We start from the raw sequence: 21,660 nt of genomic DNA, 5'->3' as shown, positions 1-21,660 counted from the left end.
GACGCGGTGGTCCCGAGCGCCAAAACCAATAGCCTGGCTTCAAATCCGTACACATCCGTCTCGGTGACACCGGGAGTACTGCCTACCGTGGTGAGTTCATTTAGCACCGAACACTCATACAGCCACGAGAGGTCACCCGGCTTCAACGCCGCCTATGTGGCCCGGTGGTGGCGGAGAAGACCAACACTATGATGAGCGAACGCCGAGGCCGTGACCTCGGGAACTCGCAGGACCAGGGCCTTGTTGAAATGGCACTCGTCTCAGCAACGGCGGCCCACTAAAGCACGTCCAGGCCGTCGCACCTTACTTGTACGGGCGATCCCACTCTGCGCGCCGCGTTGGACGCTTTCAGTGCCCGCATATCGGCCGTCACGGATGCGGCCATGGAATATGGGAACAGCAGGATGGTGCGGTAGTCCGGGGCGTCTTCACCCGGGGCTCCTGTGCGTCCGAAAAGGACTGGCGCGGGTCCAATGCTGCGAACTTCATCCGGCAGCTTCAGAGCCGATTGAAACGCCGCCACATCGGCCTCGGAACCTGTTAGCGACGCAAGCCGCATGGCAGGTGGCAGCCCAAGTTCGTGCCGCAACGCGAACTCTCGTTCGGCGTGGCCGGCAGGGTCCCAGCGCACCAGCGCTGCCACCTCAGGAGACTCTTCCGCCGTCACCACAACAATTCCCCCGTCCTTCGCAGAACGAACGAGAGCTGCGGCATTCATCCACCGCCGCAACGTCTCCTCGCCAGCCCTCAGCGATTCACGCCTAAGCATGGAATCCCCGTCCAGCAACAAGGCAGCAGAATAACCGTGGGGCGCGACGGGCTCCGCCCCGATGGTGGCCACCACAATGGCCGGGCGGTCCCCCACCGTGGCCTTGATGTGGTCACCGGATGAAGAAATAACGGGAACCGAGGGAAAGGCGCGGCCCAATTCTTCAGCAGTTCTAAGCGCACCGACCGAAATGGCCCGGAGCTCGTGGTTCCCACAGGTGTTGCAGCTAAAGGCTGTCTCCACCTGCCCGCACCATTTGCAGATGACCATGGAAGAAGCCGACCCGGGGGCCCGTGTCTGCATGAGCGGCCCGGTGCAATGCCGGCATCGAGCAACCTCACGGCAACGTTGGCAGGCAAGCGCAGGCGCATATCCTGTGCGTGCCACCTGCACCAGCACCGGCCCAAACTTCAAGGCGGCTCGTGCGGTTTCCCACGCTCGGTGCGGTAGCCGGGCAAGGGCAGCCGCAGGATCACGTTCCTGTTCGAACGAATCCGAGGTGCTGACGATCCTGGCTGTGGCCTTGCGGACCTCTGGACGCGACGCGACGAGTTCCTGGGCCCACCCGGTGGCAATGAGACGCTGGGATTCACTGCTCCGGCTGTGCCCTGCCATCAGGACTGCCGCATTCTCCGCGTCGGAACGGAGCAGTAGGACATCGCGGCTGTGTTGGTACGGTGCACGGCGCTCAATGTGGAGCTCGTCGCCGTCATCCCAGCAACAAACCAATCCAAGGTCGGCCACAGGTGCATAGGCGGCAGAGCGGGTTCCGATGACGATCCGAACATCCCCGGCAAGGATGCGCAGGAAGTTGGCATAGCGCAAGCTTGGACCGTCGTCAGCCGTAAGCTTCACAAAGCTGTCTGCGGGAAGAACAGTGGCGAATGCTTGTTCCAGAAGCTCCAAATCGCGCAAATCGGGTACAACCACGATTGCGCCGCGCCCTGAGAGCTGGCAATAGGCCGCAACCTGGGCAAGTTGATGATGCCATGACCTCGGCCCCCACCCATGCAGGGCAGCGAAAACGCCCTTGGGGCTGGCCCCCATGGCCAGCTGCGTCAGGAAATCCTCTGCATGCGGGTATTCACCAAAAAGTGAATGGCCGGGATGGGCCGCGGGATCGCCCGCGGCAGGGGCCGCCCCGGCGGTGGCGGCTGCCATCTCTGCGGCACGCTCGGCTTCCTTTTTCAGGTAGACCTTTTCAAGACTGGCAACCCGCGGCGGGACGGCAACGCGCAGAACGTCGGCCACGGTTCCGGCATACCGCGAGGCCACCTTTCGCGCCAATTCCAGGACATGAGGTGACAGGACCGGCACAGCCGAATACACTCGCGCCAGCGGGACCAACCGCGTACTCTCAGACTCGGCCACCCGGCCCACGAGGAAGCCATTAAGATCCTGACCGGAGAACTTCACCCGCACCCGGACCCCAGGCTGGGCATCGGCGTCGAGCTCCAGCGGAACGGAATAATCAAAGATCCTGTCCAGGTGCGGCAGCGGAGAATCAATAATGACCTGGGCCACCGGCAATTGGGAAGCCAAGACTACGCCGCTATGGGGATCGGCCACACGCTCCTTGGCAACAAAACCACTCAGGAGACTCATCTGCACGCCATGGCTGAGATCATCGTCCACGGTGGCCCCCTAGTTCGTTGCGGTTTATCAGTGAAAAGTCCCTTAAGCCAGCTAAGCACAGCCCACTGACAAATTGTCGGCGAGCCGTGCTTAGCTGTGGAAAACTAACGCGCTCAGGCGTTGAAATAAGCCTTCAGGGCATCCACGCGGTCAAGGTTTTCCCACGTGAAATCGGCATCGTCGCGTCCGAAGTGGCCATGTGCGGCCGTCTTGGCGTAGATGGGCCGTTTGAGGTCAAGGCTGTCGATGATGGCCATGGGTCGCAGATCGAAAATAGCCGCAATGGCGTCCTCGATGCGGCGCGGATCAACCGTTTCGGTGCCAAAGGTCTCAACATACACACCCACGGGCCGGGCAACACCAATGGCGTAGCCAACTTGAATTTCAGCACGCGCAGCAAGACCGGCGGCTACAACGTTCTTGGCAACCCAACGCATGGCGTAGGCGGCCGAACGGTCAACCTTTGACGGGTCCTTGCCGGAGAATGCGCCGCCACCGTGGCGGGCCATGCCACCGTAAGTGTCAACGATGATCTTCCGGCCCGTCAGGCCGGCATCGCCCACGGGGCCGCCCACGACAAAGGGACCGGCCGGGTTCAGGTACGTCTTGAGACCGGCAATATCAAGTCCGGAGGCATCCATGACGGGGGCAATGACGAATTCCTGCAAGTCAGCGCGCAGCTTGTCCAGCATCGTGCCTTCGGCGTGCTGGCTTGAGATGACGACGGTGTCAACGGAGACGGGCTTTTCGCCGTCGTACCCGATGGTCACCTGGGTCTTGCCGTCCGGGCGCAGGTATTCCAGCAGTCCGGACTTGCGCACATCGGTCAGGCGCTCGGAAAGTCGGTGCGCCAAGAAGATGGGAGTGGGCATATAGGAGGCGGTCTCGTTGCTGGCATAGCCAAACATCAAGCCCTGGTCGCCTGCTCCCTGGCTGTCGTACTTGTCGACAGCGGTTCCCTCGCGGACCTCGAGAGCGTTGAACACGCCGTCGGAAATGTCCTGTGACTGCTGTCCAATCGAGACCGAAACGCCACACCGGGCGCCGTCAAAGCCGTTGGCCGAGGAATCGTAGCCAATGTCCAGAATGGTGTTGCGGACTATCTGCGGGATTTCAACGTAGGCGTTGGTTGTCACCTCGCCGGCGACGTGGACCAGACCGGTGGTGGCCATGGTCTCCACTGCTACGCGGGAATCCGGATCTTCGGCCAGCAGCGCATCAAGGATGGCGTCGCTGATCTGATCACAAATCTTGTCGGGGTGTCCTGCCGTCACGGATTCGGAGGTGAATAGGCGCAGGGGGTTTGCTGAAGTCACTGTTCTACTTTACTTGGGATCGTGCCGGGCCACGGGGGCTCCGGACTTGAAATGTCACACAGTCGGCAAGGGTGGGTGCCCGCAGTTTCAACCGGCGGCCAGGCGCTGTGCAATGAGGTGCACGACGGCGTCCGCCACCTCACGCTTGCTGCCGTCCGATTGCACGGGGCTGGCACCGTCAAGGGAGAGAATCTCCACATGGTTGGTGTCCTGGCCGAAGACCCGCTCATCGCCAGAATCCCCCGGGCCGACCTCGTTGACGACAAGGAGGTCGCAACCTTTTCGGATGAGTTTTTGCTGTGCGTACGTTTGGGCGTCGCCCTGGTCATCGCCGGTCTCTGCAGCAAAACCGACAATCAGTTGCTTCTGGTTTTGGGCGGCACGGTGGGCAACGACCTCAACCAAGATGTCGGGGTTGCGGACCAGCCTGATGATGGGATCGTCCGCGTTGTCGCGCTTTTTGATCTTCCCGGTGGAGATGTTGGCTGGCCGGAAATCCGCCACTGCAGCAGCCATAATCACGACGTCGGCCGTTGCGGCTGCGGCCAACGTGGCCGAACGCAGCTCAAGCGCGGTCTCGATCCGTTGGATTGAAGCGCCTGCGGGTGCCGGCACCTCCATGGGTGCGTGGATCAAGGTGACATCGGCTCCGGCAGCCAGAGCCGCCTCGGCCAGCGCCACACCCTGCTTGCCAGAAGATTTGTTGCCCAGGTACCGGACGGGGTCCAGCGGCTCGCGGGTGCCACCGGCCGTGATGAGCACGCCGACACCTGACAGCGGACCGTTGATGCGCTTTGACGCATCCGGCACAGAAGCGGCCGGTTCGGTGGGAACCACTGCAGCGGGAGCAGGAACTTCGGGTTCCGTTGACAGGGGCGCCGGGGACCCGGCGTCGTCCGTCACGGGGCAGCGTCAGGCACACCCGAAATCAGCGCCATGGCGGCCGCGAAAATTTCTTCGGGCTCCGGCAAGCGGCCGGGACCCGTATCGGGGCCCGTCAAGCGGCCGACAGCCGGATCCAGGACACGCACTCCGCGTGAGCGCAGTGTGGCCACATTTGCCACTGTCGAGGCGTGTTGCCACATTTCCGTGTGCATGGCCGGGGCAAATAACACCGGCCCCCGGGCCATCAACAAGGTGGTGGTCAAGAGGTCGTTTGCGTGGCCCCCGGCAGCCTTGGCCAACAGGTCAGCGGTCGCCGGGGCCACCACGATCAGATCTGCTTCATGCCCAATACGGACATGGTTGACCTGATCCACGGAGTCAAAAACATCATTCGTGACGGGTCGCCCGCTCAGCGCCTCCCATGTGGCAACACCCACAAACTTCGTGGACGCCTCAGTGGGTATGACGGTGACAGCGTGGCCGGCCTCGGTGAAGAGGCGCAGCAACAACGCGGACTTGTAGGCGGCGATTCCGCCGCCTACCCCTAGGACAATATTCAACTTAGACACCGTGGGTGTGCTCGAGCTGCAGTTACGCGGTCTCGACAGGCGTGGAAACCAGCAGGCCCTCGTCGATTTCACGGAATGCGATCGAGAGGGACTTCTCGTTCAGCTTGGTGTCAACCAAGGGGCCAACGTACTCGAACAGGCCCTCGTGGAGCTGTGCGTAGTAGGCGTTGATCTGGCGTGCGCGCTTGGCACCAAAGATGACCAGTCCGTACTTCGAATCGGCAGCTTCAAGCAGCGAATCGATCGAGGGATTGATGATGCCTTCGGGTTGTGTAGTCAATTACTTCTCCAAAAAAATCGAAAGGGTGTCTTGCGAATCAGGCAGTTGTGAAAGCAAACTGTCCGATTAAACAATGTGGTGAGGCGTGAGCCCCATCAGGTCAACCAGCGCGGCTGCAGCACGGCTGACATCGTCATTGACGATGATGTAATCAAATTCCGGCGCGGCAGCAAGTTCCAGTTTAGCTGTTTCCAGCCGTCGCTGCTGTTCTTCGGCACTTTCTGTGCCGCGTCCCACCAAACGGCGGACCAATTCGTCCCAGCTGGGCGGTGCCAGGAAGACGAAATCGGCTTCCGGCATGGCTTCCTTGACTTGGCGTGCGCCCTGTAAGTCAATCTCCAACAGAACCGATTTTCCTTGGGCAACGGCCGCGTTGACGGTGCTGCGCAAGGTGCCGTAGCGGTTGACGCCATGGACCACGGCCCATTCAAGGAGGTCTCCGTCAGCCACGAGGGCGTCAAAATCATCGTTGGTCTTGAAGAAGTAGTGCACACCTTCATGCTCGCCAGGACGGGCCGCACGCGTGGTGGCCGAAACTGAAAGCCAAACATCGGGGTAGTTGTCCCGGATGAACGTGGAGACGGTGCCCTTGCCGACGGCGGTGGGCCCGGCAAGAACTGTCACCCCACTGCGTGCCTTGATGCGCTTGGTGCTCTCTGCTGGTACCTCGACAGTGCTCATCGCTGTTCCCCTAGGTAGTCCACCAAGGCGCGGCGCTGGTGTACGCCCAGGCCACGCACCCTGCGGGTTGGGGCTATCCCCAGCTCGCTCATGATCACGGTTGCACGTACCTTTCCAATGCCCGGAAGGGCTTCGAGTAATTCACACACTTTAAGTCGGTCCAGGGCAGGTTCACGAGCGGCCGCATCGAGTACGACGGCCACGCTGACCTGCCCTGTTTTCAAATCTTGCTTAATCTGGGAACGAATAGCCCTGGCCGCGAGGGCCTTGATACGTGCGTCAGCGCGTTCCTGTTGGGACAGCTGCGGCAAATTCACAAAAAGGCCCCCTGGCAATGGCTGTCCCCGGCGCGGGGTTCGAACTCAGTAATTCTTCGAACTTATCCGCACCGGGGAAGCAAATCAATCTGGCTAATTTTCGCCTCGGGTGCTAGGCACCCTGCATCTACAGCCCCTGCAGCGTCTCGATTGTCGCCGCCCGCAAGCCATCGAGGCCGGGTCCGGCCGCAAGAATGCCGCGGCTGGAGGTGGCAAGTACCGCCGGGTAGGCCGCACCAAAGGTTGCCCTCATGTCAGCACCGGTGGCGCCTTGAGCACCCAGTCCCGGAGCCAAGAGCGGGCCGTGGACCGCAGCCAAATCGATGCCAAGATCAACTAACGCCGTTCCAACGGTGGCACCCACCACCAGGCCAACAGAGCCAAGCGCATCGGCGCAGTAGCGCTGGTTTTCGACGGCGGCTGCCTGCACAATGCGCTTGGCCACGGATTCCGCGCCACCCACATGCTGCACCGAGGCGCCCTCAGGGTTGGAGGTCAGTGCGAGCACAAACACACCACGGCCGTTGGCCGCTGCAAGGTCCAGGGCCGGACGCAGCGATTCGAAGCCCAGGTATGGGCTCAGCGTTACGGAATCGGCGGCCAGCGCAGACCCGTCGCGCAGCCAAGCATCGGCATATCCGGCCATGGTGGAGCCAATGTCTCCGCGTTTGGCGTCGGCAATGCTCAACACATCGGTCGTTGCGGCTGCTGCCAGGAGTTCCTCGAGAACTGCCAGACCGGCCGAACCGTGACGCTCGTAGAGCGCCACCTGCGGCTTGATGGCGGCAGCCAATGGTTCAACAGCCTCCAGCACCGTCTGCGAAAAGGTGCGCAGGCCCTGGATGGAATCATCCAGGCCCCAGGCTGCCAGCAGCGCCGGATGGGGATCGATCCCCACGCAGAGCGGACCCCTGGCGATCATCGCAGCGGCGAGCCGCGCACCGAAAGGTGCGCGACCGCCGTCGAACTTCACGCTGGATTGCTGGCTAGGCATTCTGTGCTGCCAATCCTGCGGCAAGAACCTTTGCGTGTTCCTGCAGGCTGGTGACGTCCCACTCGTAAGTGCGCAGGGCCTCCATGGCCTGGACGGCCACGTTGAACTCGGCCACCGTGGTGATGCAGGGCTTGCCGATGGAGACGGCGGCTGCACGGATTTCGTAGCCGTCGCCGCGTGCCGTACCGCCTGTGGGCGTGTTGAAGATCATGTCGATCTCTCCATTGTTGATCAGGTCAACGATGGTGCCCTCGCCTGTTTCGGAGGTGCCTTCGCCGATCTTGCGAACGATGGTGGACTCAATGCCGTTGCGGCGCAGGACATCTGCCGTGCCACCTGTGGAAACGATCTCGTAGCCCAGGTCAGCAAGTCGCTTGACAGCCATGATGATGGACCGCTTGTCACGGTTGGCCACCGAGACAAAGATCTTGCCGGAAACGGGCAGGGCGTTGTTGGCGCCGGCCTGGCTCTTGGCAAATGCCGTGTCAAAATGCTTGTCAATACCCATGACCTCGCCCGTGGAGCGCATTTCCGGGCCCAGCAGGGAGTCCACAACGTGGCCCTCGACGGTGCGGAAGCGTGCGAACGGCATAACCGCTTCCTTGACGGCCACGGGGGCGCTGTCGGGCAGGTTTCCGCCGTCGCCAACCTCGGGCAGGATGTGGTGGACGCTGCGCAGGTGGGCGATGGACACGCCCACACCGATCAGTGCGGCAGCCTTGGCCATCTGCACACCGGTTGCCTTGGAGACAAACGGCACGGTGCGGGAGGCACGCGGGTTGGCTTCCAGGACGTACAGGATGTCGGAGGCCAGTGCGAACTGGATGTTGATCAGGCCGCGCACGCCCACGCCCTCGGCGATGGCAAGAGTGGCCTTGCGGACGCGTTCCTGCACGTCCTTGCCCAGCGTGATGGGAGGCAGAACACAAGCGGAGTCGCCGGAGTGGATGCCGGCTTCCTCAATGTGCTCCATGATGCCGCCGAGGTACATCTCGGTGCCGTCGAACAAGGCGTCAACGTCGATCTCGATGGCGTCTTCCAAGAACCGGTCGATCAGGACCGGGTGGGCCTCGGTGATCTCGGTGGCGTTCTTGATGTAGCGGGAAAGGTTGGCCTCGTCATAGACGATCTCCATGCCGCGGCCGCCCAAGACGTAGGACGGGCGGACCAGAACGGGGTAACCGATCTCGTCCGCGATCTTCTTGGCGTCGTTGAAGGACACAGCCGTGCCATTCTTGGGCGCAATCAAGCCGGCCTCGTCGAGCACACGGGAGAACATGCCGCGGTGTTCGGCTAGGTCGATGGCCTCCGGCGACGTACCCAAGATGGGCACACCGGCGTCGGCCAATTCCTGGGCAAGCTTCAGCGGGGTCTGGCCGCCGAGCTGAACAAACACGCCCAAGACGCCGCCGGTGCGTTCTTCGGCAGCGATGACCTCGAGGACGTCCTCAAGGGTCAGTGGCTCAAAGTACAGCCGCGTGGAGACGTCGTAGTCGGTGGAGACAGTTTCCGGGTTGCAGTTGACCATGACGGTCTCGTAGCCGGCCTTGCGCAGCGCCATGGAGGCGTGGACGCAGGAGTAGTCAAACTCGATGCCCTGACCGATGCGGTTGGGGCCGGAGCCCAGGATGAGCACCGAGGGCTTCTCGTGCAGCGCAATCTCATCTTCCTCGTCGTAGGAGGAGTAGTGGTACGGGGTGTACGCGTTGAATTCGGCCGCACAAGTGTCCACGGTCTTGTACACGGGGCGGATGTTCAGCGCCTGGCGGACACCGCGCACCACAGCCTCGGAGTTGTTCGTCAACGCGCCGATCTGGGCATCGGAGAAGCCGTGGCGCTTGGCCAGCTTCAGCATCTCCGGTGTCAGGGCGGTGGACTGGCGGATCGTGGCCGAAACCTCATTCAGCAGCACCAACTGGTCCAGGTACCAGGGGTCGATGCCGGTGGCTGCGTACAGCTCTTCGATGGTTCCGCCGCCCAACAGGGCGCGCTGGACCTGTGACAGGCGATCGGTGGTGGGGCGCTTGGCGGCCTCGATCAGCTCGGGGACATCCAGGGCGTTGACCGAGGAGAAGTCAAGGCTGGCGCCCTTCTGCTCCAAGGATCGCAGCGCCTTCTGCAGGGCTTCGGTGAAGTTGCGGCCAATGGCCATGGCCTCGCCCACGCTCTTCATGGTGGTGGTCAGCGTGGGGTCAGCTGCCGGGAACTTCTCGAAGGCGAAGCGGGGAACCTTCACAACAACGTAGTCAAGGCTCGGCTCGAAGGAGGCCGGGGTCTTCTGCGTGATGTCGTTCGGAATCTCATCCAGCGTGTAGCCCAAGGACAGCTTCGTGGCGATCTTTGCGATCGCGAAGCCGGTGGCCTTGGAAGCCAAAGCCGAGGAGCGGGAAACGCGCGGGTTCATCTCAATCACGACGACGCGGCCTGTGTCGGGCTCGATCGCGAACTGGATGTTGCAACCACCGGTGTCAACGCCAACCTCGCGGATGACGGCTATGGAGATGTCGCGCAGGTTCTGGTACTCGCGGTCCGTCAGCGTCATGGCCGGGGCAACGGTGATGGAGTCACCCGTGTGAACGCCTACCGGGTCAAAGTTTTCGATGGAGCAAACAACAACAACGTTGTCGTTCTTGTCGCGCATCATCTCCAGCTCGTATTCCTTCCAGCCGAGGATGCTCTCTTCAAGCAAAACCTCGGTGGTGGGGCTGTACTGCAGGCCCTGGCCCACAATGCGGGTGAGGTCCGCCGGCGTGTACGCCAGGCCGGAGCCCAGGCCACCCATCGTGAAGGACGGGCGCACAACCATGGGGTAACCAAGGTCCTCGGCGGCTGCGAAGGCCTCATCCATGGTGTGGATGATGTGGCTGCGGGCGCTCTCGGCGCCACACCGCTCAACAACGCCCTTGAACTTTTCACGGTCCTCGCCGAGCTCGATGGCTGCAATGTTCGCGCCGATCAGCTCGACGTTGTACTTGGCCAGCACGCCGTTCTTATCCAGGGCGATGGCCGCGTTCAGGGCCGTCTGCCCGCCCAGTGTGGGCAAGATGGCGTCGGGGCGTTCCTTGGCGATGATCTTCTCGATGACCTCAGGGGTGATCGGCTCAACGTAGGTGGCGTCGGCGAACTCGGGGTCGGTCATGATGGTGGCCGGGTTGGAGTTGACGAGGATGACCCGCAGGCCCTCCTCCTTCAAGACACGCAGGGCCTGGGTGCCGGAGTAATCAAACTCGGCGGCTTGGCCGATCACGATCGGGCCGGAGCCAATGACCAGAACTGATTTGAGATCTTCCCTCTTTGGCATTACTTGTTTTCCTGGCTCTGTGCGGTCTTGCTGGCGGTCATAAGCGTGATGAACCTGTCGAACAGGTAGGCGGCGTCGTGCGGGCCGGCAGCGGCCTCGGGGTGGTACTGCACCGAGAAGGCGGGGATGTCCAGGCAGGAGAGGCCTTCAACAACCTGGTCGTTGAGGCTGATGTGGCTGACCTCAACGCGTCCGAAGCGCTCCTCGGGGGCCTGGGTGGGCCCATCCAGCGGCGCATCGACGGCGAAGCCGTGGTTCTGGCTGGTGATTTCAACCTTGCCGGTGCTGCGGTCCATGACGGGCTGGTTGATGCCGCGGTGGCCGTAGCGCAGCTTGTAGGTGCCGTAGCCCAGGGCGCGGCCCAGAATCTGGTTGCCGAAGCAGATGCCGAAGTACGGCACGCCGGCGTCGAGGAAGCTGCGCACGAAGCTGACCTGGCGGTTGGCAGTGGCGGGGTCGCCGGGGCCGTTGGAGATGAACACGCCATCGGGGTTCAGCGCCTGTGCTTCTTCGAAGGTTGTGGCTGCGGGCAGGACGTGCACGCGCACGCCACGCTCGGCGAAGCGGGTGGGTGTCATGGCCTTGATGCCCAGGTCCAGTGCGGCGATGGTGAACAGCGGCTCACCCTCCCAGCCGTGGGCCGAAGGCTCGACGACGTACGCTTCCTTCACGCTGACCTCTTCAGCAAGGCGCAGGCCAGCCATGGACGGCTGAGCCAGGACTTCGGCCAAGAGCTCGGCTTCCGGGCGGGCGGCGTCGTCACCGGAGAAAATTCCGGCCTTCATGGCGCCGCGTTCGCGCAGGTGGCGGGTGATGGCGCGGGTGTCAACGCCCTGGATGCCGACGATGCCCTGGTTGGTGAGCTCGTCGTCGAGGGTTCCTTCACTGCGCCAGTTGGAGGGGCGGCGGGCGGCGTCACGAACAACGTAGCCTGCGGCCCAGATCCGGGTGGATTCATTGTCGTCCTTGTTCACACCGGTGTTACCGATGTGGGGTGCCGTCTGGACGATCAGCTGGCGGGCGTAGGAAGGATCCGTGAGGGTTTCCTGGTATCCGGTCATGCCGGTGGTGAAGACGGCCTCGCCCAGGGCCGAACCCTGCGCTCCGTAGCTGGTGCCACGGAAAGTGCGGCCATCTTCCAAGACCAAAAGTGCCTGTGCAGGCATAGTTGCATCACTCATTCTCAATTGTTCTTTCCGTTGCTGTTTGTTTCGCCGCCGTGGGGCAGCAGCGCCTGCAATGCTTGAATCAGCGGGCGCTTGGCGCCTGCTTCTGTGGTGCGGAACCCGGTGTCCACCTCGGTGTCGGCAAGGTTCCAGCCGATGACCACCAGCCCGTCCTTCTCTACAAATTTACCGGCCATTCCGGCCTGAGTTTCAACTTGGGTCAGTTGATCTGTGGCGATGTAGATGTCTTGGCCGCCTTTACGCTCGATGACCACGCCGCGAGGATGGACGTGGACCACTGCCGGAGTGCGGATGCCCAGGCCGTGAACGGCTACCCTGTCAAGCCAATCACCGGCGGCCGTGGTGACCACATACTGGCCCGGAACGCTGATCACAGCGTTTCCCAGATCCTGGGGCACAGCTGGCAGTTGGGCTAAGTTTCCCTGCCGTTTGAGCTTGTTGCGCCAGCCCCAGCCCATGAGGCCAAAGATAATCAGCAGCGGCACACCCGCCGAGAGCGTGATCAAGACTTCCTTGCTCATTGTGCAGCGCCCGGCCGGTAGGGAGTGTTTAGTGCCCCGTCGAGAACCGTGGGGTGGCCGTGGAAGAACGTGGCTACAACCTTGCCCGGCAGTTCCATGCTGGCAAACGGTGAGTTGCGGCCCTTGGTTGCCATGGCGCTCGGGTCAACCTTCCAGCGTGCCGCGGCGTCAACCAACACGATGTTGGCCGGCTCACCGGCTTCCAGTGGACGGCCCTGATCGGCCAGCTGGCCAATCTGCGCCGGTGTGGTGGAGGTGACACGGGCAAAGTCCGCCCACGTCATCAGGCCGGTTTCGATCATGGTTTCCTGCACCACGGAGAGAGCCGTTTCAAGGCCCGTCATGCCCATGGCCGCGGAAGCCCATTCGCATTCCTTCGCTTCGCTGGGGTGCGGGGCGTGGTCGGTGCCAACAATGTCGATCGTGCCGTCAGCGAGGGCCGCACGCAGGGCGTGGACATCTGCGTCGGCGCGCAGCGGCGGGTTCACCTTGTAGACCGGGTTGTAGCTGCGCACGAGTTCCTCGGTCAGCAACAGGTGGTGTGGGGTGACCTCGGCCGTGACGGAGATGCCGCGTTCCTTGGCCCAGCGGATGATCTCCACGGACCCTGCCGTCGAGACGTGGCAAACGTGAAGGCGTGAACCAACGTGCTGGGCCAACAGGACATCGCGGGCGATGATGGACTCTTCGGCAACGGCGGGCCAGCCGGCCAGGCCCAGATCGGCCGAGACAACGCCCTCGTTCATTTGGGCGCCCTCGGTGAGGCGCGGTTCCTGCGCATGCTGGGCGATCACGCCGTCGAACGCCTTGACGTACTCCAGCGCGCGGCGCATCATGACCGGATCGCTGACGCAGATCCCGTCATCGGAGAAGACCCGGACGCGGGCGCGGGAGTCCGCCATGGCGCCGAGCTCGGCCAATTGCGTGCCGGCCAGGCCAACCGTGACTGCGCCAACGGGGCGTACATCAACCCAGCCGGATTCGCGGCCCAGGGTGAAGACCTGCTCCACGACGCCAGCGGTGTCCGCGACCGGTGAGCTGTTGGCCATGGCGTGGACGGCAGTGAATCCGCCGAGGGCCGCGGCGCGGGTGCCGGTTTCCACGGTCTCGGCGTCTTCGCGGCCGGGTTCGCGCAGGTGGGTGTGCAGATCAACCATGCCGGGCAGGGCAACCAGGCCGGCGGCGTCGATGACGGTTGCCTCGCCAACAACGTCGCTGCCTAGGTTCGGTCCAACTGCAGCAATGACGCCATCGCGAACCAGGATGTCTGCCGTGGTGGTGCCCAGCAGGGACGCCGAACGGATCAGGTAGCTAGTGGTGCTCATGAGGGGTCCTTTACGTACGGTACTGAAACGGGCGGCGCCACAACGGGCGGGAAGGCGGAGCTTTTGGCGGGAGTTGCTGGTTCGCGCATATCCCCGGACAGCAGCAGGTACAGCGCTGCCATGCGGACCGAGACACCGTTGCGGACCTGCGCCAGCACCGTGGAACGGGGCGAATCGGCGGCGGCTGAAGAGATTTCCAGGCCACGGTTCATGGGGCCCGGGTGCATGATGATGGTGTCTTTTTGGTTCAGCGCGTCAAGCTTGGCGAGGCGGGCGTCGTCGAATCCCCAACGGCGCGCGTATTCGCGGGTTGAGGGGAAGAACGATGCATTCATGCGTTCGGCCTGAACACGCAGCATCATGACGGCATCCACACCGGCTTCCAGCGCCGCGTCAAGGTCATAGCTGACCTCGCAAGGCCAATGTTCGACGCCGATGGGCAGCAGGGTGGGCGGCGCCACCAGCGTCACATGGGCACCGAGGGTACGCAGCAGCCAGACGTTGGAGCGTGCCACGCGGGAGTGCAGCACGTCCCCGGCAATCACGACGCGCATGCCTGCCAAATCGGCGCCAACCGAGTTGCTTCCGGTGAGCTTGGCCCAGTGGGCACGCATTGTGAAGGCGTCAAGGAGCGCCTGCGTTGGGTGGGCGTGTGTACCATCTCCGGCGTTGATGACGGCCGCATCAATCCAACCCGAGTTGGCCAAACGAGCAGGGGCTCCAGAGGCCCAGTGCCTGATGACCACGGCGTCGGCGCTCATTGCTTCAAGTGTTTGGGCCGTATCCTTCAGCGACTCGCCCTTGGACACGGAGGAGCCCTTGGCGCTGAAGTTGATGACGTCTGCCGAAAGACGCTTGGCCGCGGCTTCAAAGGAAATCCTGGTGCGGGTGGAATCCTCGAAGAACAGGTTCACCACGGTGCGTCCGCGCAGCGCGGGAAGCTTCTTAATCTCCCGCTCCCCTACCGCGGACATCTCCTGAGCCGTGTCCAGGATTTGGATGGCGTTGTTCCGGCTGAGGCTTTCGGTATCAAGCAGGTGCCTCATGCGCCGGCCTCGATGACAACTTCGTCATTGGCGGCGAGGCCGCCGTCGATCTCCGAAAGATGGACGCGCACTTTTTCGGTGGAGGACGTGGGCAGGTTCTTGCCCACATGATCGGCGCGGATGGGCAGTTCACGGTGACCGCGGTCAACCAGGACTGCCAGGCGGACGGCGCGGGGCCGTCCTATGTCCACCAAGGCATCCAAGGCTGCGCGGATGGTGCGTCCGGAATACAGGACGTCATCGACGAGAACAATGGTTTTGCCATCGATGCCGGAGACGGGAAGTTTAGTGCTTTGGGGAGCCCTTGTGGGCTGGTAAGCCAGATCGTCACGGAACATGGTGACATCGAGCTGGCCGACAATCGCGGCCGGATCCACAGCAGGATCGGTAGCGGCCAATTTGGCGGCCAGCCGCTGAGCCAGGGGGAAGCCGCGTCGCGGAATGCCCAACAACAGCAGGTTTTCGGAGCCCTTGTTGGCCTCGAGAATTTCATAGGCGATACGAGTCAGTGCCCGTTCGATGTCCGCGGCCGTTAAAACCACACGGGACACAGCGGCAGGAGCAGAGCTTGGCTGGTTATTCCCGAACACGTCAGAGGAATTAGTCATTTCTCGCGTCCCCTTTCCCCGCCTCACAGGACGGAATTAAAAGGTTGATTGCGTACATCTCAAAATACCACAGCCGACCCGTGGCTCCCGCGGCGCCCCAGTCCGCCAACACCGTTCGCTCGGGGTTGTAGCGCGGCACCTTTGTGGCGGTGGCAGGTGGCCCTAGTCTTGAAGGCATGAGCGAACCCGGCCACTGGCGTGACCCCGCCACAGGCGCCCCACAGCAACAACCGCAGTATGCCCAAGCCCCCCTGCCGCAGGCGCAGCAACAGGCTCCGCTGCAGGTCCACGCACAGTCACCGGGCCCGGCCGTGAGTTGGACACCAGAATACTGGGCCCACCCGGCCCCCACAGCCGCTGTGAAGAAGGCCCGTAGTTCAGCAACGAAGGTGACCAACATCATCCTGCTGTGTGTGTTGGGACTTGTAACAATGTTGACGTTGGCCTTCTTTGCGATATCGATCGGCGCCAACGTCTTCCTCATTTGTGGCGCACTGGCCTTGATTCCGCTGGCCATCTGCATCACCACCATCCGCTGGATTGATCGGTGGGAGCCGGAACCTGTTCCCGCCTTAATACTGGGATTCTGCTGGGGCGCCGGGATGGCTGTCATCACGAGCCTGGTAGTAGGCAGCTGGGTGCAGCCGCTGCTCATGAGTTCCAACGCCATGGCGGACGCCGACATGGTGGGCGCCGTGATTCAGGCACCGCTCGTGGAGGAGCTGTCCAAGGGGGCCGGCGTACTCCTGTTGTTCTTCCTGCGTCGGCGGACCTTTGACGGACCGATCGACGGGGTTGTCTATGCGGGCGTGATTGCGGCCGGTTTCGCCTTCACCGAGAACATTCTGTACTTCGGCCAAGCCCTCCAAGAATCCGACGGCGCAGCTACCGGGCTGATCGGCATCTTCGTGATGCGCGGGTTGATGTCCCCGTTTGCCCATGTCATGTTTACGGCTTCCTTGGGCATCTGTGTTGGCTACGCCGCCAGAAACGGTGGCACGCTCATGGTTCTGGGAGCTTGGGTGGTGGGCCTGGTCCCGGCCATGTTCCTGCACGGCCTCTGGAATGGCACCTCGTTCCTGGGTGCCAACTTCTTCCTGGTGTACGTGGTGTTGCAGGTGCCGCTGTTCATCCTGTTCATTGTTGGCATCATCTTGTTGCGCCGTTCGGAGGCGAAACTCACCCGCAACCGGCTTTCCGATTATGTGCCGTCCGGATGGTTCACCCCGCAAGAGGTACCGATGCTGGCGACCGGCGGTGGCCGACGTCGCGCGTTGGCTTGGTCTAAAACTTTCGGTGCCGGAGCTGCCATGAAGGAATTCATCCGGCTCGCCACCCGCCTTGCATTCACCCGGCAGCGGCTCTTGGTGGATTCCAAGGGTGCAGCGGGCAGCCCTGCAGCCACGCGCTTTGCCACCGGGCAGGAGCGGGAAATGGCGCTGTTGAACAAGATCACCACGGTCCGCAGCGACCTCTTGGGCCGCCACGCCGCCGCCGTCTGGCAGGCCCAGCAGATCCAGGCCCAACAACTGCATGCGCAGCAGATGCAGTACCAACAAAGCCAGTACCAACAGCCACCGCCGTTCTAGCCATTAAACGCAGGTAGCCCGAGTCTTTTCAGACTCGGGCTACCTTTATGGGGCTACGCCAGCAGCGTGGGCTTGATCTGCTGCAAACGGCCCAGGAGGCCGTTGACGAACTGGGGAGACTCATCCGTTGAGAGCATCTTCGCCAATTCCACGGCCTCACTGACGGCAACACCGTCGGGGACGTCGTCGTTGTACAACAATTCCCAAGTACCAATCCGCAAGATGATGCGGTCGACGGCGGGCATGCGCTCCAGTGTCCACCCCTGGGAGTAGGTCTGGAGGAATTCATCGATGTTCTCGGCCATGGCCGTGACACCCTCAACCAGGTCAACCGTGTACGGGTTGATGATCTGGTCGATCTTTTCGCGGCGCGCGGTCAGGGCCGACATGGCACTGACTTCGCGTTGTTCTGCCTCGAACAAGACGTCCAATGCACGGCGCCGGGCCTTGCTGCGCGCCGAATTCGGTTTGCCCTCGGGGCTGTTTTGACTGCTTGCCACTACTCGCTAACACGTCCCAAGTAGCTGCCATCGCGGGTGTCAACCTTGACCAGGGTGTTGTTCTCAACAAACAAGGGAACCTGGATTTCGAGACCGGTTTCAACAGTTGCGGGCTTGGTGCCTGCGGATGAGCGGTCGCCCTGGAGGCCCGGCTCGGTGTACGTGATGCGCAGCTGAACAGACGGCGGCAGCTCGATGTAGAGCGGTGAACCTTCGTGCAGCGCAATGGTCACGTTGATGTTTTCCAACATGTAGTTCGTGGCATCGCCGATGGTCTTGCCCGAAACGGTCAGCTGATCGTAGTTGGCGTTGTCCATGAACACGAAGTCTTCGCCGTCCTTGTACAGGTACTGGAAGTCAGAGCGGTCAACCGTGGCGGTTTCGATCTTCAGACCGGCATTGAAGGTCTTGTCGACTACCTTGCCGGAGAGGATGTTGCGCATCTTGGTGCGCACAAAGGCACCACCCTTGCCCGGCTTGACGTGCTGGAACTCAATGATGTTCCACAATTGGCCCTCTAGCTTGAGGACGGTTCCGTTCTTAATGTCGTTAGTCGTTGCCACAATTGCCTCTTAGCGTATAAGTATTATCAAAAATCCATTGACCATACTACCGCACACGGCCGCCGCACACCGCATGATCCCCACCACCCCGCCTCGTGGACCGCGTCACAAAGGCAAGATGGCGGGGATCATGGTTACTCGCGTTCGGCCAGATCCAGCGCCCGCTTGAGTGAGACGGTGGCCGAATAGATGGCTGTTGCATCGGATCCGGAAGCTACACGCAAGTCCAGTGATGAGGCAAAGTTCTTGGCCGCGGCCTCGAATTGCCCGTTGCTGAAGTGCACCTTGCCCAGCTGCTGAAAGACCCATGGTTCCATGGGGGTGCCGGTGACTTCCGGCAGTACCGTGCGCAGGATTCCTTCGGCACGGTCGTAGTTTTTGCTGGCTCGCAGAACCTCCGCGTCCAAGACCTGCAGGCGCAGGGATGACGGGTCGGCAAGGCGTGCGTCCGCGGCAGCCTCGGCAGCCTCGGCCGTCAGCCCCTTGGCCAACAAAACAAAGATCCTATCCCCGGCGTCGGTTGACTCGCTCAGGGCTGCCTCGCAGGCTTCCTCATCGACAACCTCGGGCAGCAGCGTTTTCGGGTTTACGGCCGTGCCCGGGAATCCGGCTGAGGGCCAATCCTTCAAGCTCATCCTAGGAAGCAATCTCTTGGTATGCGGCAAAGAGCAATGATTGATCCGGCACGTCAAGGACGCGGGGGCGTCCAATGCCGTCCAGGATCACAAAGCGCAGCAGGTCACCACGAGTCTTCTTGTCGCGGCGCATGGCATCCAGCAGCGCCTGCCAGCGGTCCTTGCGGTAGCTCAAGGGAAGGCCCAGCAGATCAAGGATGGAGCGGTGGCGATCGGCGTCTTCATCGCTGAGACGGCCAACGCTGCGGGCCAGCTCGGCGGCGAACATCATGCCTACGGAAACGGCTGCACCGTGGCGCCACGAGTAACGCTCGGTCAGCTCAATGGCGTGGCCCAGGGTGTGGCCGTAGTTCAGGATTTCGCGCAGGCCGGCTTCCTTGAGGTCCTCGGAGACCACCTTGGCCTTGACGGCAATGGCGCGCTCGATCAGTTCCCGCAGGACCGGCGAGGTGGAGTCCTTGACTGCCTCGGGGTTTGCTTCGATCAGGTCAAGAATCACAGGATCGGCAATGAAGCCGCACTTGATGACCTCGGCCATGCCTGAGATGAGTTCGTTCGGCGGCAGCGTTGCCAGCGTGTCCAGGTCAACCAGGACACCGGCGGGCGGGTGGAAAGCACCAACAAGGTTCTTGCCTTCGGCCGTGTTGATGCCGGTCTTGCCACCCACAGAGGCGTCAACCATGCCCAAGAGCGAGGTGGGGATGTGCACTACCTTGACTCCGCGCAGCCACGTGGCCGCGACGAAGCCGCCGAGGTCGGTCACTGCGCCGCCTCCCACTGCCACGATGGCGTCGGATCGGGTGAAATCATTCTTGCCAAGGACTTCCCAGCAGAAGGAGGCCACCTGAATGTGCTTGCCTTCCTCGGCATCGGGAATCTCGGCAGTCAGGGCGGTGAACCCGGCGGCCTCAAGATCGTCCCTGACGGTGTCACCGGTCATGCGCAGCGCACGGGGGTGGATCACCAAAACTTTCTTGACCCGCTCACCCAGCAATGCTGGAAGCTGAGCCAGGAGCCCACGGCCCACTACGACGTCGTAGTTCTCATGCGGCAGGACGCCAGTGACCTTGATGACAGTGTTTGGGACGGTGGGAGTGTTCTGGATGTTCACGGGTTAAGAATTCTCTTTCCTTGATTCTGATTCCAGCAAGTGGATCAGCCGCTCAACAAGCTGCGGCACATTTGAATTGCTGACATCCAGCGTGATGTCGGCGAGGCGGGCGTATACGGGGCCGCGGGTTGCCGCGAGGCGTTGCCACGTGGCTACCGGGTCCGCGGCAAGCAAGGGCCGGCCGGTATTGCGGGTGATGCGTTCCTTGACCGTTTCAATGTCAGCACTGAGGAAGACCACCGTTGCACGGGCCAGCAGCTGCTGTGTCCCGGAATCCAGGACGGCCCCGCCCCCGAGGGAGAGCACCACAATCTTGGGCTTGGGCACATCCAGGACATCGGCGATTGCCCGGGCCTCAAGCTGGCGAAAGTGGTGCTCTCCCCTGGCGGCAAAAATCCGCGGAACGGACCCATGCTTGGCGACAATCTTGTGATCGGAGTCGATGAAGTCAACACCCAGCACGCGTGCCAGTTCTGCACCGATCACCGACTTGCCCACGGCCATGGGCCCGATCATGACGATGGGCCGTTCCGGCGTGAAGTCCGTGGACCCGGGTTCCCTGCGATGGCCCATTACTGGCCTCGCAGGGGAAGTAGCCAGGTTCGCATCAGCGACACCGCATCATCAGTGGCCCAGCGTATCCAAGTTCGCCGGAATGGCCGCCAGGTAGCTGTCCATGTTCCGCTTGGTTTCGGCGATTGAGTCCCCACCGAATTTTTCCACAAGGGCCTCGGCGAGAACCAACGCCGTCATGGCCTCGGCAACCACGCCTGCGGCGGGAACGGCACACACATCCGAACGCTGGTGGTGGGCCTTGGCGGGCTCGCCCGTGGCGACGTCAATCGTCCTCAGTGCGCGCGGCACGGTGGCGATGGGCTTCATGGCCGCACGCACACGCAGGACGTCGCCGATGCTCATGCCACCCTCAATGCCGCCTGCGCGGTTGGAGGTGCGGGTGATGCGGCCTGATTCGTCACGAACAATCTCATCGTGTGCGGCGGAACCCCGACGAGCGGCGGTGGCGAAGCCGTCGCCCACTTCAACACCCTTGATGGCCTGGATGCCCATGAGGGCACCGGCCAGACGTGAATCCAGACGACGGTCCCAGTGAACGTAGCTACCCAGGCCGGGAGGCAGGTTGTAGGCCAGAACCTCAACAACACCGCCGAGGGTTTCGCCCTGCTTCTGGGCGGTGTCCACCTCTTCCACCATGGCGGCGGAGGTTGCGGCATCAAAGCACCGCAGCGGATCGGCATCCAGTGCAGCGACATCGGCAAAGACGGGCAGTACGGCGCTCTCAGGAGAGGCAACGCCGGCAATCTGTACTGTGTGGCTCACGAGCTCAACGCCAACGGCAGCCAGGATCTGGGCGGCAACCACACCGAGGGCCACACGGGTGGCGGTCTCACGGGCGCTGGCGCGTTCCAGGACGGGGCGGGCCTCGCTGAAGCCGTACTTTTGCATGCCTGTAAAGTCTGCATGTCCGGGGCGCGGACGCGTCAGGGGTGCGTTGCGGGCCTGTCCCTCCAGCTCTGTGGCATCCACGGGGTCAGCAGACATGATCTGCTCCCACTTGGGCCATTCCGAGTTGGCAATCTGGATCGCAACGGGACCACCCTGAGTCAGCCCGTGCCGGACGCCACCGAGAATGGTGACGACGTCCTGCTCAAACTTCATCCGGGCTCCGCGGCCATAGCCAAGGCGGCGGCGGGCCAGGGCGTCCTGGATGTGGGCGCTCGTAAGCTCCACACCGGCAGGGACGCCTTCAATAATTCCCACAAGGGCCGGGCCATGTGATTCTCCGGCGGTCAACCAACGCAACATACTC

At 62.5% G+C, this 21,660-nt stretch carries 19 protein-coding genes and 1 pseudogene; 1 reads left to right on the top strand and 19 read right to left on the bottom strand.

Annotated features, from left to right (window positions below; all coding sequences use genetic code 11):
• Nucleotides 1-277 precede the first annotated feature (277 nt).
• The 13 genes and pseudogenes from BLV41_RS03765 to pyrR form a co-directional block, all read right to left on the bottom strand.
• A complete protein-coding gene (locus BLV41_RS03765; protein ID WP_342028167.1) occupies nt 278-2,404 on the bottom strand; it encodes a primosomal protein N' in 2,127 nt (708 codons plus the stop codon).
• Nucleotides 2,405-2,517: 113 nt separating this feature from the next.
• The gene (gene metK / locus BLV41_RS03760; protein ID WP_074710591.1) at nt 2,518-3,720 is read right to left on the bottom strand and encodes a methionine adenosyltransferase; all 1,203 of its coding nucleotides are present in this window, start codon (nt 3,718-3,720) and stop codon (nt 2,518-2,520) included.
• An 87-nt stretch (nt 3,721-3,807) separates the two neighbouring features.
• A pseudogene (locus BLV41_RS21380) lies at nt 3,808-5,165 on the bottom strand (bifunctional phosphopantothenoylcysteine decarboxylase/phosphopantothenate synthase).
• Between the two features lie 31 nt (nt 5,166-5,196).
• Nucleotides 5,197-5,454: a DNA-directed RNA polymerase subunit omega gene (rpoZ, locus tag BLV41_RS03745; RefSeq protein WP_044575390.1), complete on the bottom strand. Its 258-nt coding sequence runs from the start codon at nt 5,452-5,454 to the stop codon at nt 5,197-5,199.
• 66 nt (nt 5,455-5,520) lie between these two features.
• Nucleotides 5,521-6,135, bottom strand: coding sequence for a guanylate kinase (gmk, locus tag BLV41_RS03740; protein WP_044575392.1), 615 nt, complete (start codon nt 6,133-6,135; stop codon nt 5,521-5,523).
• On the bottom strand, nt 6,132-6,452 hold the full coding sequence (gene mihF, locus BLV41_RS03735) for an integration host factor, actinobacterial type (RefSeq protein WP_074710587.1): 321 nt from the start codon (nt 6,450-6,452) through the stop codon (nt 6,132-6,134). Before mihF ends, gmk begins: the two co-directional genes overlap by 4 nt.
• Nucleotides 6,453-6,579: 127 nt before the next feature.
• Entirely contained in the window at nt 6,580-7,446 is an 867-nt protein-coding gene (gene pyrF, locus BLV41_RS03730; protein ID WP_074710585.1) for an orotidine-5'-phosphate decarboxylase, read from the bottom strand.
• Nucleotides 7,439-10,747: a carbamoyl-phosphate synthase large subunit gene (carB, locus tag BLV41_RS03725; RefSeq protein ID WP_074710583.1), complete on the bottom strand. Its 3,309-nt coding sequence runs from the start codon at nt 10,745-10,747 to the stop codon at nt 7,439-7,441. The genes pyrF and carB overlap by 8 nt, the downstream gene beginning before the upstream one ends.
• Complete coding sequence (gene carA, locus BLV41_RS03720; protein ID WP_074710581.1) at nt 10,747-11,928, bottom strand: glutamine-hydrolyzing carbamoyl-phosphate synthase small subunit; 1,182 nt, start codon at nt 11,926-11,928, stop codon at nt 10,747-10,749. The genes carB and carA overlap by 1 nt, the downstream gene beginning before the upstream one ends.
• 2 nt (nt 11,929-11,930) lie before the next feature.
• Nucleotides 11,931-12,455 (bottom strand): PH-like domain-containing protein, encoded by a 525-nt coding sequence (locus BLV41_RS03715; protein WP_044575408.1) that lies wholly within the window; start codon nt 12,453-12,455, stop codon nt 11,931-11,933.
• Entirely contained in the window at nt 12,452-13,780 is a 1,329-nt protein-coding gene (locus BLV41_RS03710) for a dihydroorotase (protein WP_074710579.1), read from the bottom strand. Before BLV41_RS03710 ends, BLV41_RS03715 begins: the two co-directional genes overlap by 4 nt.
• Nucleotides 13,777-14,826 (bottom strand): aspartate carbamoyltransferase catalytic subunit, encoded by a 1,050-nt coding sequence (locus tag BLV41_RS03705; RefSeq protein WP_074710577.1) that lies wholly within the window; start codon nt 14,824-14,826, stop codon nt 13,777-13,779. Before BLV41_RS03705 ends, BLV41_RS03710 begins: the two co-directional genes overlap by 4 nt.
• A complete protein-coding gene (pyrR, locus tag BLV41_RS03700) occupies nt 14,823-15,434 on the bottom strand; it encodes a bifunctional pyr operon transcriptional regulator/uracil phosphoribosyltransferase PyrR (RefSeq protein ID WP_074710575.1) in 612 nt (203 codons plus the stop codon). The genes BLV41_RS03705 and pyrR overlap by 4 nt, the downstream gene beginning before the upstream one ends.
• A gap of 176 nt (nt 15,435-15,610) precedes the next feature.
• Here pyrR and BLV41_RS03695 point away from each other — a divergent pair, with 176 nt between their 5' ends.
• Nucleotides 15,611-17,023 carry a PrsW family intramembrane metalloprotease gene (locus tag BLV41_RS03695; RefSeq protein WP_074710573.1) on the top strand — a complete coding sequence of 471 codons (1,413 nt, stop codon included), beginning with the start codon at nt 15,611-15,613 and terminating at the stop codon, nt 17,021-17,023.
• A 53-nt stretch (nt 17,024-17,076) separates the two neighbouring features.
• Here BLV41_RS03695 and nusB read toward each other — a convergent pair whose 3' ends face one another.
• From nusB to aroC, 6 genes are all read right to left on the bottom strand, one after another.
• Nucleotides 17,077-17,523: a transcription antitermination factor NusB gene (gene nusB / locus BLV41_RS03690; protein ID WP_044575419.1), complete on the bottom strand. Its 447-nt coding sequence runs from the start codon at nt 17,521-17,523 to the stop codon at nt 17,077-17,079.
• Nucleotides 17,523-18,086: an elongation factor P gene (gene efp, locus BLV41_RS03685; RefSeq protein WP_044575421.1), complete on the bottom strand. Its 564-nt coding sequence runs from the start codon at nt 18,084-18,086 to the stop codon at nt 17,523-17,525. The genes nusB and efp overlap by 1 nt, the downstream gene beginning before the upstream one ends.
• A gap of 134 nt (nt 18,087-18,220) precedes the next feature.
• Nucleotides 18,221-18,721 carry a tetratricopeptide repeat protein gene (locus BLV41_RS03680; protein ID WP_074710571.1) on the bottom strand — a complete coding sequence of 167 codons (501 nt, stop codon included), beginning with the start codon at nt 18,719-18,721 and terminating at the stop codon, nt 18,221-18,223.
• Nucleotide 18,722: 1 nt separating this feature from the next.
• A complete protein-coding gene (aroB, locus tag BLV41_RS03675; protein WP_074713086.1) occupies nt 18,723-19,826 on the bottom strand; it encodes a 3-dehydroquinate synthase in 1,104 nt (367 codons plus the stop codon).
• 9 nt (nt 19,827-19,835) lie between these two features.
• Entirely contained in the window at nt 19,836-20,405 is a 570-nt protein-coding gene (locus BLV41_RS03670; protein WP_044575424.1) for a shikimate kinase, read from the bottom strand.
• A 51-nt stretch (nt 20,406-20,456) separates the two neighbouring features.
• On the bottom strand, nt 20,457-21,656 hold the full coding sequence (gene aroC, locus BLV41_RS03665; protein ID WP_044575425.1) for a chorismate synthase: 1,200 nt from the start codon (nt 21,654-21,656) through the stop codon (nt 20,457-20,459).
• Between the last annotated feature and the right edge of the window lie 4 nt (nt 21,657-21,660).

Origin of the sequence: Arthrobacter alpinus (assembly GCF_900105965.1) — a bacterium.
Lineage (GTDB): Bacteria > Actinomycetota > Actinomycetes > Actinomycetales > Micrococcaceae > Specibacter > Specibacter alpinus.
This window is presented reverse-complemented; position numbering and strand designations above follow the sequence as displayed.

What these genes read in the sequence shown, in the direction of transcription:
- gmk (WP_044575392.1), bottom strand. Translation starts at nt 6,135, where the DNA reads ATGAGCACTGTCGAGGTACCAGCAGAGAGCACCAAGCGCATCAAGGCA.
- pyrF (WP_074710585.1), bottom strand. Translation starts at nt 7,446, where the DNA reads ATGCCTAGCCAGCAATCCAGCGTGAAGTTCGACGGCGGTCGCGCACCT.
- carB (WP_074710583.1), bottom strand. Translation starts at nt 10,747, where the DNA reads ATGCCAAAGAGGGAAGATCTCAAATCAGTTCTGGTCATTGGCTCCGGC.
- carA (WP_074710581.1), bottom strand. Translation starts at nt 11,928, where the DNA reads ATGAGTGATGCAACTATGCCTGCACAGGCACTTTTGGTCTTGGAAGAT.
- BLV41_RS03715 (WP_044575408.1), bottom strand. Translation starts at nt 12,455, where the DNA reads ATGAGCAAGGAAGTCTTGATCACGCTCTCGGCGGGTGTGCCGCTGCTG.
- BLV41_RS03710 (WP_074710579.1), bottom strand. Translation starts at nt 13,780, where the DNA reads ATGAGCACCACTAGCTACCTGATCCGTTCGGCGTCCCTGCTGGGCACC.
- BLV41_RS03705 (WP_074710577.1), bottom strand. Translation starts at nt 14,826, where the DNA reads ATGAGGCACCTGCTTGATACCGAAAGCCTCAGCCGGAACAACGCCATC.
- pyrR (WP_074710575.1), bottom strand. Translation starts at nt 15,434, where the DNA reads ATGACTAATTCCTCTGACGTGTTCGGGAATAACCAGCCAAGCTCTGCT.
- BLV41_RS03695 (WP_074710573.1), top strand. Translation starts at nt 15,611, where the DNA reads ATGAGCGAACCCGGCCACTGGCGTGACCCCGCCACAGGCGCCCCACAG.
- BLV41_RS03680 (WP_074710571.1), bottom strand. Translation starts at nt 18,721, where the DNA reads ATGAGCTTGAAGGATTGGCCCTCAGCCGGATTCCCGGGCACGGCCGTA.
- BLV41_RS03670 (WP_044575424.1), bottom strand. Translation starts at nt 20,405, where the DNA reads ATGGGCCATCGCAGGGAACCCGGGTCCACGGACTTCACGCCGGAACGG.
- aroC (WP_044575425.1), bottom strand. Translation starts at nt 21,656, where the DNA reads ATGTTGCGTTGGTTGACCGCCGGAGAATCACATGGCCCGGCCCTTGTG.